The following is a 15,650-nucleotide window of genomic DNA, read 5'->3' on the forward strand; positions in this document are numbered from 1 at the left end:
GGGCTTTCCTCCGGGCGCTTCCCTTCGGTCTTGCGTTTCCGACTCTATCAGATCTTTCCGATCCGATTTCCTCGGTGCTTTCCAGGTTCTCGCTTTCGCGTTTCCCTTTCCGGCGGTTCCGACTTTATCAGAAGTTTCGGGCCGTACTGACCGGCCGCTCATTTCCGAATCATCGGGAGTGGCTTCAATGAAATCAGCGTTTCAAGGAGCCGACAGATGCTCACGGTCGCCGTTTGGGGGTGGAACCCCTCTGTAGGCAACTGTTCGAATCTACCTCCCCGCGCTTGCCATGTCAATGGCTCCTGTGGGGCGAAGAGGAGACTAGCAGCTGAACGGACGTGGTCGCACATCCGGCGGTCGAGGGGACGTTCAGGCGGCTGTCGGCACAGTTGCGCTGCGTTCTGCCGCCTCGACGTCGCCCGTGTCTCCGGCGCGGGCGGCGCGACCGCCCAGGACGTAGACGTAGGCGAGGAAGGCCAGTTCCGCGGCGACCCCGATGGTGATGCGGGCCCAGGTGGGGAGGCCGGACGGGGTGACGAAGCCTTCGATGGCGCCGGAGACGAAGAGGACCAGGGCGAGGCCGATGGCCATGCCGATGGCGGCTCGGCCCTCTTCCGCCAGAGCCGTGCGCCGCGTGCGGGGGCCCGGGTCGATGAGGGTCCAGCCGAGGCGCAGGCCGGTGCCCGCGGCCACGAAGACGGCGGTCAGTTCGAGCAGGCCGTGTGGGAGGACCAGTCCGAGGAAGGTGTCGAGTCGCCCGGCCGAGGACATCAGGCCGAAGCCGATGCCGAGGTTGAGCATGTTCTGGAAGAGGATCCAGATGACCGGGAGTCCAAGGAAGACCCCGAGGATCAGGCACAGGGCGGCGGCCCAGGCGTTGTTCGTCCAGACCTGGGCGGCGAAACTGGCGGCCGGGTGACTGGAGTAGTAGGTCTCGTACTGGCCGCCGGGTCGGGTGAGCTCGCGTAGTTCGCTGGGCGCCGCGATGGAGCCCTGTACTTCGGGGTGGGTGCCGATCCACCAGCCCAGGAGCGCCGCCACGGCCGTGGACAGGAGCGCGGTGGGTACCCACCAGTGGCGTGACTTGTAGACGGCGGCGGGGAATCCGTGGGCGAGGAAGCGTGTGACGTCGCGCCAGGAGGCGCGTCGGGTGCCTGTCACGGCACTACGCGCGCGTGCCACCAGTTGGCTGAGCCGGCCGGTCAGCTGGGGGTCGGGGGCGCTGGACTGGATCAGGGAGAGGTGTGTGGCGGTGCGCTGGTAGAGGGTGACGAGTTCGTCGGCTTCGGCGCCGTTGAGGCGGCGCTGGCGACGCAGCAGGGCTTCGAGGCGGTCCCACTCCGCGCGGTGGGCGGAGACGAAGACGTCGAGGTCCATCGGTGTGCCTGCTCCTCGGCTGTTCGTCGGAGACTCGTCGTGGATCAGCTTGTCGTACTGCGGCGCGATGCGCCCTCAGCTTGGCAGACTGGCTCTGTCCGGGGCAGGGCAGGGGAAGGACGGCGGGCGTGAGTGAGCTGGTGACGGGCGAGGCTGTGGCGTTGGAGCTGCGCCCCGCGAGGCTGCCCAGCAGGGCGCTGGCCGTGCTGCTCGATCTGGTGGCGGCGCTGGCCGTCTATGTGGCGGTGACCATCGTGCTGGTGACCTCCACGGCTTCGCTGGACGAGGCGGCGCAGACGGCCTTGTCGATCGCGACGTTCGTTCTCGTGCTGGTGGGTGCGCCGATCGCGGTGGAGACGCTCAGTCACGGGCGGTCGCTCGGGAAGATGGCGTGCGGGCTGCGGGTGGTGCGGGACGACGGAGGTCCGATCCGGTTCCGGCATGCGCTGGTGAGGGGCTTGATCGCGGTGATCGAGATCCTCATGACCTTCGGGGTCGTCGCCTGTATCGCCTCGTTCGTCTCGGCGCGTGGGCGGCGGCTGGGGGATGTGTTCGCGGGGACTCTCGTCGTGCGGGAGCGGATTCCGGTGGCGCGGACCGGCTTTGTGCCGCCTCCTCCGCCCTGGCTGGCGGGACGGTTCTCGGGGCTCGATCTGTCCGCCGTGCCCGATGGGTTGTGGCTCGCCGTTCGTCAGTACCTGACGCGTATGCAGCAATTGGATCCGCAGGTGGGCTCGTCGATGGCGGAGCGGCTGGCGTCGGATCTCGCGGAGCGTACGGGGGCTCCGGTGCCGCAGGGGGTTCCGCCGGCGGCGTATCTGGCGGCGGTCGTGCAGGAGCGGCAGGCGCGGGAGTCCCGGCGGGCTTTCGGGGGCGGTTCGGCCTCGTCTCCCGCTCCGGCTGGGGATAGGCCTCCGGCGGTGTACGGAGCTCCGGCCGCGTACGGACCGCCGGTCGCTGACGTACCGCCCGTTGTGGCGCCTGGGGCGGCGTCCGGGTCGTCCGGCGGGGGCCGGCCTGTGGAGGAGCCGGAGGTGCCGGCGGGTGACCGGCCCGGCACCGGGTTCGTGCCGCCGGCTTAGTGGGAGCGGGGCTGTCCGATCCGCTGCGGCTGCCCGGTCAGGTGAAGGTCGACGGCGGTGACTCGAGGTCCTCGAGCTCGATGCCGGGGGCCGCGAGCACCACGTCGCCCGCGATGTGCACGGCGTGCTGCTCGCCCGTGTCCAGGGCTGTGACCTGGTATTCGTCCACGGTCAACGGGCCGTTGTCAGTGGCGTGTGCTTCTCTCTTCAGCAAGGACCACGACTGGTCCACGGTGCGCGGGGCGAGGACCGGGTCCGTGAGGGCGACGAGGCGTACGCGGGTGGCAGCAGCGGAGGGGGTGAGGCGCAGGAGACGGGCGGTGGCGACGAGGAACGCCGGAGAGGTGCCGGTGAAGGCGTGGGCGCGCACGTTGCCTTCGGTGGCCTCGGTCCCGGTGGGGTCGGTGCGGACCCAGGTGACGCCGTCGAGGGCGGCGCCGCGGACTTGCCAGGCGGCGGCGTGGAGTTCGAGGCGGATGGGGCGGCCGAGTTCGTCGAGGGTGAGGTCGACGGAGCCGTGGTGATCGCCCGAGGGGGTGGTCAGCTGGGAGACGTAGCGCCAGCCGGAGGGGCCGGTGGCGCAGTGGAAGTGTTCTTCTGCGAGGGGGGTGTGATCGTGCGGATCGTGGAGCGAATAACGGCCGCGGGGCATGGGGGTCGTCCTGGGGCTTGACGGGCCGGTCCGGGCGCTGGTCCGGGAAAAGGGGCAGGCCCCCGGCACGGGGGTGCGGGGGCCTGCCTCGAAGGACCTGCTGCCGAGCGGCGCGGCTCAGTAGCGGTAGTGGTCCGGCTTGAACGGGCCCTCGACCTGGACGCCGATGTAGTCGGCCTGCTCGGGGCGGAGCGTGGTCAGCTTCACGCCGAGCGAGTCGAGGTGGAGGCGGGCGACCTTCTCGTCGAGGTGCTTGGGCAGCACGTAGACGCCGGTCGGGTACTCGTCGGGCTTGGTGAACAGCTCGATCTGGGCCAGGGTCTGGTCCGCGAAGGAGTTGGACATCACGAACGACGGGTGGCCGGTGGCGTTGCCCAGGTTCAGCAGGCGGCCCTCGGAGAGGACGATGAGCACCTTGCCGTCGGGGAACGTCCAGGTGTGGACCTGCGGCTTGACCTCGTCCTTGACGATGCCGGGGATCTTGGCGAGGCCGGCCATGTCGATCTCGTTGTCGAAGTGGCCGATGTTGCCGACGATCGCCTGGTGCTTCATCTTGGCCATGTCCGAGGCCATGATGATGTCCTTGTTGCCGGTCGTGGTGACGAAGATGTCGGCCTTGTCGACGACCTCGTCGAGGGTCGTGACCTGGTAGCCGTCCATCGCCGCCTGGAGCGCGCAGATCGGGTCGATCTCGGTGATGATCACGCGGGCGCCCTGGCCGCGCAGGGACTCCGCGCAGCCCTTGCCCACGTCGCCGTAGCCGAAGACGACCGCGGTCTTGCCGCCGATGAGGACGTCGGTGGCGCGGTTGATGCCGTCGATGAGCGAGTGGCGGCAGCCGTACTTGTTGTCGAACTTCGACTTGGTGACGGCGTCGTTGACGTTGATCGCCGGGAACAGGAGGTTGCCGTCGCGCTGCATCTCGTACAGGCGGTGGACGCCGGTCGTGGTCTCCTCGGTGACACCGCGGATCTCCGAGGCGAGCTGGGTCCACTTCTGGGAGCCGTCGGTGATGGTGCGGTTGAGGAGTTCGAGGATGACGCGGTGCTCGTCGTTCTCGGCGGTGTCGACGGCGGGGACCTTGCCGTCCTTCTCGTACTCGACGCCCTTGTGGACGAGGAGGGTGGCGTCACCACCGTCGTCGAGGATCATGTTCGGGCCGCCGGTGGGGGTGTCCGGCCAGGTCAGCGCCTGCTCCGTGCACCACCAGTACTCCTCCAGGGTCTCGCCCTTCCAGGCGAAGACCGGGACGCCCTGCGGGTTGTCGGGCGTGCCGTTGGGGCCGACGGCGATGGCGGCCGCGGCGTGGTCCTGGGTGGAGAAGATGTTGCAGGAGGCCCAGCGGACCCGCGCGCCCAGGGCGACCAGGGTCTCGATGAGTACGGCGGTCTGCACGGTCATGTGCAGGGAGCCGGTGACGCGGGCGCCGGCGAGGGGCTGGGCCTCGGCGTATTCCTTGCGGATCGCCATCAGGCCCGGCATCTCGTGCTCGGCGAGGGTGATCTCCTTGCGGCCGAAGTCGGCCAGGGAGAGGTCGGCGACCTTGAAGTCCTGTCGGTTGTCGACAGTCGTCATTGCGAGCTGCTCCTCGGGGTTGGGTCGAGGTGGGTACGGCTGGTCTGCGCGGCGGCGGACACAGGGGTGCCCGAGGAGGACACTGGCATGCCCGCGTACACGCAGCGCAGTCCGTCGGAGGCCCTCTCTCCCTCGGCCGGTCCGCGGTGGGACCGCCCGACCGCCATCAGCAGCGACGTCTGGCTCCGTCCCAAGCTACACCGCGAGGCCGGGCCGTCCCCAGTCCGTGTCCGAACAGATCGCGCCATCGAGAGGGTCGAGCCGGACGGTGGGTGTGCGGGCGAGGGGCGGGCGCGATAACAGGACACCAACGAACGGTCGACAGGAGGTGATGAAGCGGACCTTCAGGGATCTATTGGCCTTTGAGTCTGCGGCGGCGTGGTGCAGGATGCCCGGGATATCTGAACAACTGATCGATCTTGCGGGGCGTCCGGGACGGCGACTCCGCATGACAAAGGCGTTAGGAGATCGACGTGACCAGTCCGGCCGGCCCTCCCCCCACGGGCGGCGGCGATGGTGAGCGGCAGCGGTTGAAGCTGCTCGCGGTGACCGCATGCCCGACCGGCATCGCCCACACGTACATGGCGGCTGAGAAGCTCGCGCAGGCCGCCGAGAGCCGCGGCATCGAGATGAAGGTGGAGACGCAGGGATCCATCGGGGCTGAAAACGTCCTCGAAGACAACGATGTCAAGCACGCCGACGGCATCATCGTCGCCGCGGACAAGGACGTGGACCTGAGCCGTTTCGCGGGGAAGCGGGTCCTGACCGTCGGGGTGGCGGAGGGCATTCGTCACCCGGAGCAGCTGATCGAGCGAGTGCTGTCGGCGCCCGTGCACGCGGAAGGGGGCGCCCCCACGGCTCCCGCGACCGGTGGCGGCAAGGAGCGGAGCCTCGGGTACAAGGCGCTGATGAACGGGGTCAGTTACATGATCCCGTTCGTCGTGGTCGGCGGGCTGCTGATCGCGATCTCGCTCTCGCTCGGCGGGCACGCCGACCCGTCGGGCGGTCTCGTCATCCCGAAGGACTCCTTCTGGATGGACGTGAACAACATCGGCGTCATCGGCTTCACGCTGATGGTGCCGATCCTGTCCGGCTATATCGCGTATGCCATCGGGGACCGGCCCGCGCTCGTGCCCGGCATGATCGGCGGCTGGATAGCCAACACCGGTGAGCTGTACGACTCCAAGGCGGGGGCCGGGTTCATCGGGGCGATCGTGACCGGGTTCCTCGCCGGGTATCTGGTGTTGTGGATCAAGAAGGTCAAGGTCCCGAAGTTCGCGCAGCCGATCATGCCGATCATCGTGATCCCGATCGTGGCGACCACGGCCCTGGGGCTGTTCTTCATCTACGTCATCGGCAAGCCGATCTCCTGGGTGTTCGAGCACCTGACCGACTGGCTCAGCGGGATGACCGGGACCAGCGCGATCCTGCTCGGCGCGATTCTGGGGCTCATGATCGCGTTCGACATGGGCGGGCCGGTCAACAAGACGGCGTTCCTGTTCGGAGCCGGCCTCATCGCGACCGGCAACCAGACGGTCATGGGCATGTGCGCGGCCGCGATCCCGGTCATGCCGCTGGGGCAGGGGCTGGCCACGCTGATACGGAAGCGGCTGTACACCGAGCAGGAGCGGGAGACGGGGCTCGCCTCGCTGTTCATGGGCTGCTTCGGCATCTCGGAGGGTGCGATCCCGTTCGCGGCCGCGCGGCCGGCGCAGGTCATCCCCGCCAACATGCTGGGCGGCGCGGTCGCCGGTGCGATCGCCGGGGTCGCCGGGGTCGAGGACGCGGTGCCGCACGGCGGGCCGATCGTGGCCGTGCTGGGTGCGGTGAGCGGCGTGCCGATGTTCTTCGTGGCCGTGGCGATCGGCTCGGTCGTCACCGCGTTGACGACGGTGGCCCTCGTCGACCTGGGTGAGCGCAAGCGGCGCGGGGAGGCGGGCTTCGGTGCGGGTGCTGCCGGGCTTGAGCCCGTGCCGGCCGGAGTGCCCAGTGGCGGTGGCAGTAGCGGTGGCGGTGGCGGTGCTGTCGTGGACCAGGCGACCGTACGTGCGCCGGTGACGGCCACCGTTGCCGTGGCCGATGGAGCGGCAGTGGCCGAGCCGTCCGGCGCCGGTGACACCTCCGTCGAGGTTCTCTCCGGTTACCTCACCGACCGGACCGTCAAGGTCAGCCTCGAAGCCGGTGACAAGGAGGCCGCCATCCGGGAGATGGCGGAGCTGCTGGCCCGTACCGGCAAGGTCGCTGACCTGGACGAACTGGTGGCGACCGCGCTGCGGCGGGAGGCGCAGGGCACCACCGGGCTCGGTGAGGAGATCGCGATTCCGCACGCCAAGACGGATGCGGTGACGGAGCCGGTCGTGGGTTTCGCGCGGTCCGCGCAGGGCGTCGAGTGGGACTCGCTGGACGGTACGAAGGCGAGGCTCGTGTTCATGATCGCCGTGCCGGAGGCCGCGGCGGGTGACGAGCATCTGAGGATTCTGGCGCTGCTGTCGCGGAAGTTGATGGATGCCGGGTTCCGGGAGCGGTTGTTGGCCGCGTCGGACGAAGCGGCCCTCCTCGGGGTGCTGCGCGAGGTCGGGTAGCAGGAAGCGCGGAGGGCCCGCCGATCGGTTCGGCGGGCCCTCTGTGCGTTCGGGCAGTGTCGCGGGGCGTCAGTGTCCGGCTTCGCTCGCCGTCGGTCCCCCGGGCGAGGCCTCGGGGTCGGGGCCCTTGGCGGCTTCGGTCTCGCTGTAGATGTCCGGCTCGAGGTAGATCACGCGGGCGATCGGGACGGCCTCGCGGATGCGGGACTCGGCGGCGTTGATCGCGGCGGCGATCTCGGTGGCCGTGTCGTCGTGCTGGACGGTGATCTTGGCGGCGACGAGCAGTTCCTCGGGGCCGAGGTGGAGCGTGCGCATGTGGATGATGCCGGTGACGGTGTCGCCGTCGACGAGCGCCTTCTCGATCTTCTGCGTCTCCTCGGCGCCGGCGGACTCGCCGAGCAGCAGGGACTTGGTCTCGGCGGCGAGGACCAGGGCGATCAGGATGAGCAGGATGCCGATGCAGAGGGTGCCGATGCCGTCCCAGACGCTCTCGCCGGTGAGCAGGGCGAGGCCGACGCCGCCGAGGGCGAGGACCAGGCCGACGAGGGCGCCGAGGTCCTCCAGGAGGACGACCGGGAGCTCGGGGGCCTTGGCGTGGCGGACGAACTCCTTCCAGGACTTGCGCCCGCGCAGGACGTTGGACTCCTTGATGGCGGTGCGGAAGGAGAAGGTCTCGGCGATGATCGCGAAGACCAGGACGCCGACCGGCCAGTACCAGTTCGTCAGCTCGTGCGGGTGCTTGATCTTCTCGTAGCCCTCGTAGAGGGCGAACATGCCGCCGACCGAGAAGAGGACGATCGAGACGAGGAAGGCGTAGATGTAGCGCTCACGGCCGTAGCCGAAGGGGTGTTGCGGGGTGGCCTCGCGCTTCGCCTTCTTGCCGCCGAGGAGGAGGAGTGCCTGGTTGCCGGAGTCGGCGAGCGAGTGCACGGACTCGGCGAGCATCGAGGACGAGCCGCTGAAGAGGAACGCCACGAACTTCGCTACCGCGATCGCGAGGTTGGCGGCCAGTGCTGCCACGATCGCTTTGGTTCCGCCTGACGCGCTCATATGTTCGCGTTGTCCCTTCGTACGCCGTTTCAGGGCCCGGGTGCTCGCCTTGGTGCGTCGCCCGTGGCTTTGCCCGTGCTTGACGGTGGGCCATTGTTGCAGCCCGCTGCGGCAGCGGTGCGCCAGGTCACCGTCGCAGGGAGGTCAGGCGATGACCGTGGCCCGGAAGAGCGTGCCGGTTCCGGACACTTCGGCCTTTTCGTCGGCCGGGACGAAGACGGACCGGCCCGGGGTCAGGTCGTGCTCGCCCGCCCGGAGGGAGCCGGCCGTGCAGAGCAGGATCTGCGGGGTGGGACGGGTGAGGTCGTGGGTGGTGCCGGCCTCGGGCAGGACGTAGCGGGAGAGGCGGAACTCGTCGATGGGGGTCTCGTAGACCTCCTCGCCGTCCGGGGAGGCCTCGGGGCGCAGGACGCCGGGGTCGCCGGCGTGGAAGTGGACGATGCGCAGCAGTTCGGGGACGTCGACGTGCTTGGGGGTGAGGCCGCAGCGCAGGACGTTGTCGGAGTTGGCCATGATCTCCACGCCGAGGCCCTGGAGGTAGGCGTGCGGGACCCCGGCGCCGAGGTAGAGGGCCTCGCCGGGCTGGAGCCGGACGTGGTTGAGCAGCATCGCGGCGATGACGCCGGGGTCGCCCGGGTAGTGGTGGGCGATGTCGGCGTAGGGGGCATAGGCGCCGCCGAGGCGGTCGCAGGCGGCGGCCGCTTCCTCGACCGTGCGGGACATCTCGTCGGGGTCGGCGGTGAGGATCGCCGTGAGGACCTCGCGCAGGGCCGCGTCCTCGGGGTGGGCGTGCAGCAGGTCGACGTACGGCTTGAGGGAGTCGACGCCGAGGTCGTCGAGCAGGCCGGCGGCCTCGATCGGGTCGCGGAAGCCGCACAGGCCGTCGAACTCGGTGAGCGCGCAGATCAGTTCGGGCTTGTGGTTGGCGTCCTTGTAGTTGCGGTGCGGGGCGTCCACGGGGATGCCGCGGCGCTCCTCGTCCGCGTAGCCCTCCTTCGCCTGCGCCAGGTCGGGGTGGACCTGGAGGGAGAGCGGGGCTCCGGCGGCGAGGATCTTGAGGAGGAAGGGCAGACGGGGGCCGAACTTGGCGACGGCGTCCGGTCCGAGTTCCTTCTCGGGGGCGGCGTCGACGACCTCGACGAGCGTGCCCCGGCCGGTGCGCGAGGGGGCGCCCGGGTGGGCCCCCATCCACATCTCCGCCTGCGGCTCGCCGGTCGGTTCGACGCCGAGCAGGTTCGGGATGGCGGTCGGGGAACCCCAGGCGTAGGGGCGGATGGTGTTGTCGAGGCGGTCCATGGGGATCTCTCTGGTCCTGTGAGTGCGTACGTGCGCCTGCTGCTCCCGGGCGGCTGCCGCGTGGGCGTCAGGGTGTCCCGGGCATGATCAGGCCCTCGAAGCGAGCGCCAGGTAAACGGCGGCGAAATCCGTGATGGCGATCAGTTCGGCGAGGGTCTCCAGCTCGTCGCCCGCCTCGGGTTCCAGTTCGCTGATCGGGGTGTCATGGCTGAGGGCCAGGTCGCGGGCGCCGGGGGCGGCGGTGAGGCCGCCGATGGGACGGTCGCGGAGCAGCACCACGCGCGCGTGGAGGGCGGGGGCTTCCTCGACGCGGTCGCGGAAGAAATCGTCGGGGTCGGCGCTGGCGGCCAGCGGGCCCGCGAGCAGGGCGCTGTGTGCGGCGAGGGCCTCGGGGAGTTCGGCGACGACCGCGGGGGTGCCGGACAGTTCGGCGAGGGCGGCGGCGAAGCGGCGGCCCGCCGGTCCGGCCGAGACGCCCTCGGTCCAGACGATGGGGAGCGCGTCGGCGAGTTCGGCGGCCAGGGTCTTGGCGGCGTTGCTGTACGTCGCGATGGCGGGGCCGCAGCGTTCGGCGATGCGGTCGAGGCGGTCGGCGACCTTGCCGAGGGCGTCCGGCGGGGCCGTCAGCACGCCCGCGCGGTCCAGGAGCGCGAGGAGCGGGGTGAGCAGGGCCCACAGGACGCCGGGGGCGGACGCGGCGAAGGGTTCGTCCTGGTCGTACGGGGCGGTCGCCATGGGGACGAACAGGCCGTGCGAGCCGTGTACGGCGTCGGCGAGCGGGGACCTGCCGGGGGCGACGGCGACGACGGTGCAGCCGCGGCGGTAGGCCTGCTCGGCGAGGAGGGACAGGCCCGGTTCGCTCCCGTCCGGGGTGGTGATCAGGAGGAGGTCGACGGAGCCGACCCAGCCGGGCAGTTCCCAGCGCAGGGCGCCCGCTGCGGGGGCGACGCCGGTGGGTGCCAGGCGGGTGACCGGGCTGCCGGCGCCGGCGAGCGCGCCGAGGAGGTCGGCCGCGTGGGTGGCGGCGGCGCCCGGGCCGGCGATGAGGACGCCGCGGGGGCGGCCGTCGGGCTTGAGGTCGTTGATGCCTGCCTCGGCGGCGTGGCGGGCGGCCGTGCGGACGCGCGCGCCGGCTTCGGCGGCGCCGCGGAGCAGGTTGCGGTGGTCGGCCTCCGCGAGGCGCTCCGGGGAGTCGAGCAGCGATTCGTCGAGCATGGGGCGGCAGCCTCCGATCGCCGGGGTCCGTTATTGGGGGTGTCGTCCTACCTCGGTGCCCGTTGTGCCGGGAGCTATGTGCACCGGGGCTCACGCGGGGGTCCGCCCGCGTGTCCTACGCGGGGCGGCGGGCCTCGTCGACGAGGAGGACGGGGATGCCGTCGCGGACGGGGTAGGCCAGGGCGCAGCTCTGATCGGTGCAGACCAGTTCGGTGTCCTGCTCCTTGAGCGGGCTGTGGCAGGCCGGGCAGGCGAGGATGTCCAGGAGGCCGGATTCGAGCGGCATATGGCTTCTCTTCCAGGGGTCGGAGTGCTGCGGATGTGCCTGGTCAGGGTACCGCCGGTGAGGGTGGGGCGGAGGGGCCGGAAGCCGAGCGGGCGGCCCGGTCAGCCCCTGATGATCGCCAGCGCCTCGTCCCTGACCCTGGCCATGGTCTCCGGGTCCCTCGCCTCCGCGTTCAGGCGCAGCAGCGGCTCGGTGTTGGAGGGGCGGACGTTGAACCACCAGTCGGCGGCGGAGACCGTGAGGCCGTCGAGCTCGTCCAGTTCGACGCCCTCGCGGGTCTCGTACGCGGAGCGGATCGCGGCGAGGCGGGCCGCCTGGTCGGTGACGGTGGAGTTGATCTCGCCGGAGCCCGCGTAGCGGTCGTACTGGGCGACGAGGGCGGAGAGGGGGCCCGCCTGGCCGCCCAGGGCCGCCAGGACGTGGAGGGCGGCCAGCATGCCCGTGTCGGCGTTCCAGAAGTCGCGGAAGTAGTAGTGCGCGGAGTGCTCGCCGCCGAAGATCGCGCCCGACCGGGCCATCTCCGCCTTGATGAAGGAGTGGCCGACGCGGGTGCGAACCGGGTCGCCGCCGTTCTCCTTGACGACCTCGGGGACCGACCAGGACGTGATCAGGTTGTGGATGATCGTGCCCTTGCCGCCGTGCCTGGCCAGTTCGCGGGAGGCGACCAGCGCGGTGATCGCGGACGGGGAGACCGGCTCGCCGCGCTCGTCGACGACGAAGCAGCGGTCGGCGTCGCCGTCGAAGGCGAGGCCCAGGTCGGCGCCCTCCTCGCGGACGCGCTTCTGCAGGTCGACGAGGTTGGCCGGGTCGAGGGGGTTGGCCTCGTGGTTGGGGAAGGTGCCGTCGAGCTCGAAGTACATCGGGACCAGGGTCACCGGCAGGCCGGCGAAGACCTCGGGGACCGTGTGGCCGCCCATGCCGTTGCCCGCGTCGACGACGGCCTTCAGGGGGCGGACGGAGGCCAGGTCGACCAGCGAGAGCAGGTGCGCCGCGTAGTCCGACAACGTGTCGCGGCCGGTGATCGTGCCCGTCTTCGCGGCCGGCTCCGGGGCGCCCGACTCGCTCCAGCCCTCGACGAGTTCGCGGATCTCCGCGAGGCCGGTGTCCTGGCCGACCGGGGCGGCGCCCGCGCGGCACAGCTTGATGCCGTTGTACCGCGCCGGGTTGTGGGAGGCGGTGAACATGGCGCCGGGCAGGTTCAGCGCGCCCGAGGCGTAGTACAGCTGGTCCGTCGAGCACAGGCCGATCTCCGTGACGTCGGCGCCCTGCGCGGCGGCCCCGCGCGCGAAGGCACGCGACAGGCCCGGCGAGGAGGGCCGCATGTCGTGCCCGGTCGCGATGGCGCTCGCACCGGTGACCCGGACGAAGGCCGCCCCGAAGAGCTCGGCCAGGGACTCGTCCCACTGGTCCGGGACGACCCCGCGTACGTCGTACGCCTTCACGACCTGCGACAGATCAGCAGCCACGGCCAACCTTCCCTGAAAAAGTACTGTCGGTCGGCCCAAACTACCCGGCCCCGCTGACAGCGCGCTGTGCGGACGCCGTGCGGGTGCCCGGACGCCGCCCCGGCGTCAGGGCAGCATCCAGCCGAGGACCGGTGTGCTCTGGCCGACGACGATCAGGCACATGACCAGCAACAGGCCCAGGCTCCAGGGCAGTACCTTGCGCAGCAGGTCGCCCTCCCGGCCCGCGAGTCCGACGGCCGCGCAGGCGATGGTGAGGTTCTGCGGGGAGATCATCTTGCCGAGGACACCGCCGGAGCTGTTGGCGGCGGCCAGCAGGTCGGGGGAGAGTCCCGATTCGCGGGCGGCGGTCACCTGGAGGGCGCCGAAGAGGGCGTTGGCCGAGGTGTCGGATCCGGTCACGGCGACTCCGAACCAGCCGAGGACGGGTGAGAGGAACGCGAGTCCGGCTCCGGCCGCCGCGACGAAGTGGCCGATCGTCGCCGCCTGGCCGGAGAGGTTCATGACGTAGGCGAGCGCCAGTACGGAGGTCACGGTCAGGATCGCGAAGCGCAGCTCGTGCACGGTCGCGAGCCACTCCTTGACCGCCACGCGCGCGTGCACCCCGATGACGGCGGCCGTGCAGATGCCGGCGAGGAGCACCAGCGTGCCGCCGGTCGACACGATCGGCCAGGTGAAGACGTTGCCGCTGACCGGGTCGCCGTCCGGCCCGGCCACGTTCAGGAAGGGCCAGTCGTAGGTCTGGGTGGTCTTGGCCAGCCAGTCCTTGACGGCCGGTATCTGCGCGACGGAGAAGATCACGACGATCAGCGCGTAGGGGGCGTAGGCGCGCAGGACTTCGCGGGGCGGGTCCTCCTGGTCGAGTTCCTCGCTGCGGGCGCCGGTCAGCACGGAGGCGCGTACCGACTCGGCGGCGGGCACGCGCGCGTGCGGTACGGCGACCAGGGCGCCCGCGCCGGCCAGGGCGGCGCCGATGTCGGCGAGTTGGGCGGAGACGTAGTTGGAGGCGGCGAACTGGGCGACGGCGAAGGCGACTCCGCACGCCAGGGCGGGAACCCAGGTCTCGCGCAGCCCGCGTCGGCCGTCCACGAGCCAGACGAGCACCAGGGGCACCACGAGGGCCAGCAGCGGTGTCTGACGGCCCACCACGGACGCCACGGAGTCCAGGGGCAGTCCGGTGACCTGGGCGAGGGTGACGACCGGTGTGCCCATCGCGCCGAAGGCCACGGGCGCGGTGTTGGCTACCAGGGCGACGACGGCGGCGCGCACCGGTTCGAAGCCGAGGGCGACCAGCATGACCGCGCTGATCGCGACGGGTGCCCCGAAGCCGGCGAGTGCCTCCAGCAGCGCCCCGAAGCAGAAGGCGATGACGAGCGCCTGGATGCGCGGGTCGTCGGACAGCCGCCCGAAGGACCGGCGCAGGATGTCGAAGTGCCGGGTGCGGACGGTCATCCGGTACACCCACAGGGCGTTGACGACGATCCACAGGATGGGGAAGAGGCCGAAGACGGCGCCCTGGGCGGCGCTGGAGAGGGTCTGGCCGAGGGGCATGCCGTACGCGAGCCAGGCGACGAGCACGGCGGCGAGGAGGCCGGTCAGGCCTGCCAGGTGCGCCTTCAGGCGGACGCCGCCGAGCAGGACCAGGACGATCACGAGGGGCAGGGCGGCCACGAGGGCGGACACGCCCAGCGAGCCGGCGACGGGTTCCAGTTCCTGGACGTACAACGGGCGCCTCCCCGGTTTCCGTCATGCGAAAGCGATTTCTCGCATCCTCAAACGGAATGGTCATGTCCGCGCCAAGCTCGCGTCAATGGGTGTGCGCGAGACAGCAGCCGAACGGGGCGCTCAGTTGTCGGGGGACCGCAGGACCCGCAGATGACCCCGCCGCGCGACCTCCATCGGGTCGGCCGCACGCCCTCCGCCACCGGCCCCGGCCGCCCGCTCCTGGGGGCGGGCCGCCTCGCGCACGGCGTTGGCAAGGGCTTCCAGGTCGTCGCCGCTGGGGCGGGCCGGGGCCGAGCCGTCGAGGAGCCGGACGACCTCCCAGCCACGCGGGGCGGTGAGGCGCTCGGAGTGCTCGGCGCACAGGTCGTAGCAGTGGGGTTCGGCGTAGGTGGCGAGCGGGCCGAGGACCGCGGTCGAGTCGGCGTAGACGTACGTCAGCGTCGCGACGGCGGGACGGCCGCAGGCGGTGCGCGAACAGCGACGTACAGGGCTCACGATGTTGGACGGTACCGCACTCTTGAGCGGGCCGCGACGACTCTCCATCAGGTCACTCCACCGTGTCGCGTTGTGAAACGCCCCACAGGCCCCTGTGGGCACACCCGGCTGACCTGCCCGGACACCGTCGGCCGGGGCATCGAACGAGCCCGCAAGCGGTCAAGAGTCATCACAAAATCCTCAATTGCCGTGACGTCGCCGGTCTCGGCGGGATACGGAATCAAGCCCAACCTTGGCTGGAATGGTCATGTAACGACATGCCGTGCGGGTCGGCCGGAAGCCGTCCGTGGCGCCGCGCGGTGCCGGGCACGCGCGCGTGGCGGGGACTACCCTTCAGCAGTGATGGACAAGCCCGTAACGCCCCGTGCCGCCGCCCCCGGGCCCCGCCGTCGTGATCGCCACGGCCGGGGCATGCGCGGCCCGATCGCACCGCCGCAGGTGCCGCTCGCCGCGAGCCGCGCGGAGGCGTTCGCGGATCTGGTGCAGGACTCCGTGGAGCGTCTGGAGCGGCGCTGGCCGCAGCTCGCCGACATCGATTTCCTGGTCCTGGAGGTACCGCGGCTCGACGGGCCCGGCGAGGCCTGGAACGACGAGGCGGTTCCGCTCGGCGGCACGATCAGCGCGCGCGAGGGGCGCCCCGCCCGCGTGGTGGTCTACCGACGGCCGGTCGAGATCCGCACCAAGGGACGCGACGAGCGGGCGGCGCTGGTGCACGAGGTCGTCGTCGAGCAGGTCGCCGAGCTGCTGGGGCTGACGCCGGAGACGGTGGATCCGCGGTACGGCGAGGAGCAGGGCTGAAACGAGGGGGCCGCCGTACGTCCCCCTCCCTCTCCCCTCCCTCTCCCCCGCTCC

14 protein-coding genes are annotated in these 15,650 nt (G+C 71.0%); 4 read left to right on the forward strand and 10 right to left on the reverse strand.

The window, feature by feature from the left end:
- The coding region (locus ACFT4A_RS37300) for a hypothetical protein (RefSeq protein WP_382839652.1) at positions 1 to 191 on the forward strand (191 nt) is incomplete at its 5' end.
- Between the two features lie 178 nt (positions 192 to 369).
- Here ACFT4A_RS37300 and ACFT4A_RS37305 read toward each other — a convergent pair.
- A complete protein-coding gene (locus tag ACFT4A_RS37305) occupies positions 370 to 1,377 on the reverse strand; it encodes a stage II sporulation protein M (protein WP_382839655.1) in 1,008 nt (335 codons plus the stop codon).
- Positions 1,378 to 1,505: 128 nt separating this feature from the next.
- On the opposite strand from ACFT4A_RS37305, the gene ACFT4A_RS37310 reads away from it, so the two are divergent.
- Positions 1,506 to 2,459 (forward strand): RDD family protein, encoded by a 954-nt coding sequence (locus tag ACFT4A_RS37310; RefSeq protein WP_382839658.1) that lies wholly within the window; start codon positions 1,506 to 1,508, stop codon positions 2,457 to 2,459.
- Between the two features lie 37 nt (positions 2,460 to 2,496).
- Here ACFT4A_RS37310 and ACFT4A_RS37315 read toward each other — a convergent pair whose 3' ends face one another.
- The gene (locus ACFT4A_RS37315) at positions 2,497 to 3,111 is read right to left on the reverse strand and encodes a hypothetical protein (protein WP_382839660.1); all 615 of its coding nucleotides are present in this window, start codon (positions 3,109 to 3,111) and stop codon (positions 2,497 to 2,499) included.
- Between the two features lie 117 nt (positions 3,112 to 3,228).
- On the reverse strand, positions 3,229 to 4,686 hold the full coding sequence (gene ahcY / locus ACFT4A_RS37320; RefSeq protein ID WP_382839662.1) for an adenosylhomocysteinase: 1,458 nt from the start codon (positions 4,684 to 4,686) through the stop codon (positions 3,229 to 3,231).
- 473 nt (positions 4,687 to 5,159) lie between these two features.
- Here ahcY and ACFT4A_RS37325 point away from each other — a divergent pair, with 473 nt between their 5' ends.
- Entirely contained in the window at positions 5,160 to 7,268 is a 2,109-nt protein-coding gene (locus ACFT4A_RS37325) for a fructose-specific PTS transporter subunit EIIC (protein ID WP_382839665.1), read from the forward strand.
- A 69-nt stretch (positions 7,269 to 7,337) separates the two neighbouring features.
- On the opposite strand, the gene ACFT4A_RS37330 is transcribed toward ACFT4A_RS37325, so the two are convergent.
- The 7 genes from ACFT4A_RS37330 to ACFT4A_RS37360 form a co-directional block, all read right to left on the reverse strand.
- A complete protein-coding gene (locus tag ACFT4A_RS37330) occupies positions 7,338 to 8,318 on the reverse strand; it encodes a cation diffusion facilitator family transporter (RefSeq protein ID WP_382839668.1) in 981 nt (326 codons plus the stop codon).
- Positions 8,319 to 8,462: 144 nt separating this feature from the next.
- On the reverse strand, positions 8,463 to 9,614 hold the full coding sequence (manA, locus tag ACFT4A_RS37335) for a mannose-6-phosphate isomerase, class I (protein ID WP_382839670.1): 1,152 nt from the start codon (positions 9,612 to 9,614) through the stop codon (positions 8,463 to 8,465).
- Positions 9,615 to 9,701: 87 nt separating this feature from the next.
- Complete coding sequence (locus ACFT4A_RS37340) at positions 9,702 to 10,829, reverse strand: SIS domain-containing protein (protein WP_382839672.1); 1,128 nt, start codon at positions 10,827 to 10,829, stop codon at positions 9,702 to 9,704.
- 115 nt (positions 10,830 to 10,944) lie between these two features.
- Positions 10,945 to 11,115 (reverse strand): Trm112 family protein, encoded by a 171-nt coding sequence (locus tag ACFT4A_RS37345; RefSeq protein WP_382839675.1) that lies wholly within the window; start codon positions 11,113 to 11,115, stop codon positions 10,945 to 10,947.
- 101 nt (positions 11,116 to 11,216) lie between these two features.
- Entirely contained in the window at positions 11,217 to 12,581 is a 1,365-nt protein-coding gene (locus ACFT4A_RS37350; RefSeq protein ID WP_382839677.1) for a phosphomannomutase/phosphoglucomutase, read from the reverse strand.
- Positions 12,582 to 12,686: 105 nt separating this feature from the next.
- The gene (locus ACFT4A_RS37355; protein ID WP_382839680.1) at positions 12,687 to 14,303 is read right to left on the reverse strand and encodes an L-lactate permease; all 1,617 of its coding nucleotides are present in this window, start codon (positions 14,301 to 14,303) and stop codon (positions 12,687 to 12,689) included.
- A 120-nt stretch (positions 14,304 to 14,423) separates the two neighbouring features.
- Positions 14,424 to 14,846, reverse strand: a complete 423-nt coding sequence (locus tag ACFT4A_RS37360; protein WP_189726709.1) for a DUF3499 domain-containing protein — start codon at positions 14,844 to 14,846, stop codon at positions 14,424 to 14,426.
- Positions 14,847 to 15,140: 294 nt separating this feature from the next.
- Between ACFT4A_RS37360 and ACFT4A_RS37365 the strand changes: the two genes are divergently transcribed.
- Positions 15,141 to 15,596: a metallopeptidase family protein gene (locus tag ACFT4A_RS37365; protein ID WP_184598282.1), complete on the forward strand. Its 456-nt coding sequence runs from the start codon at positions 15,141 to 15,143 to the stop codon at positions 15,594 to 15,596.
- Positions 15,597 to 15,650: the final 54 nt, after the last annotated feature.

Source organism: Streptomyces sp. NPDC057099 (assembly GCF_042671245.1).
Classification (GTDB): domain Bacteria; phylum Actinomycetota; class Actinomycetes; order Streptomycetales; family Streptomycetaceae; genus Streptomyces; species Streptomyces purpurascens.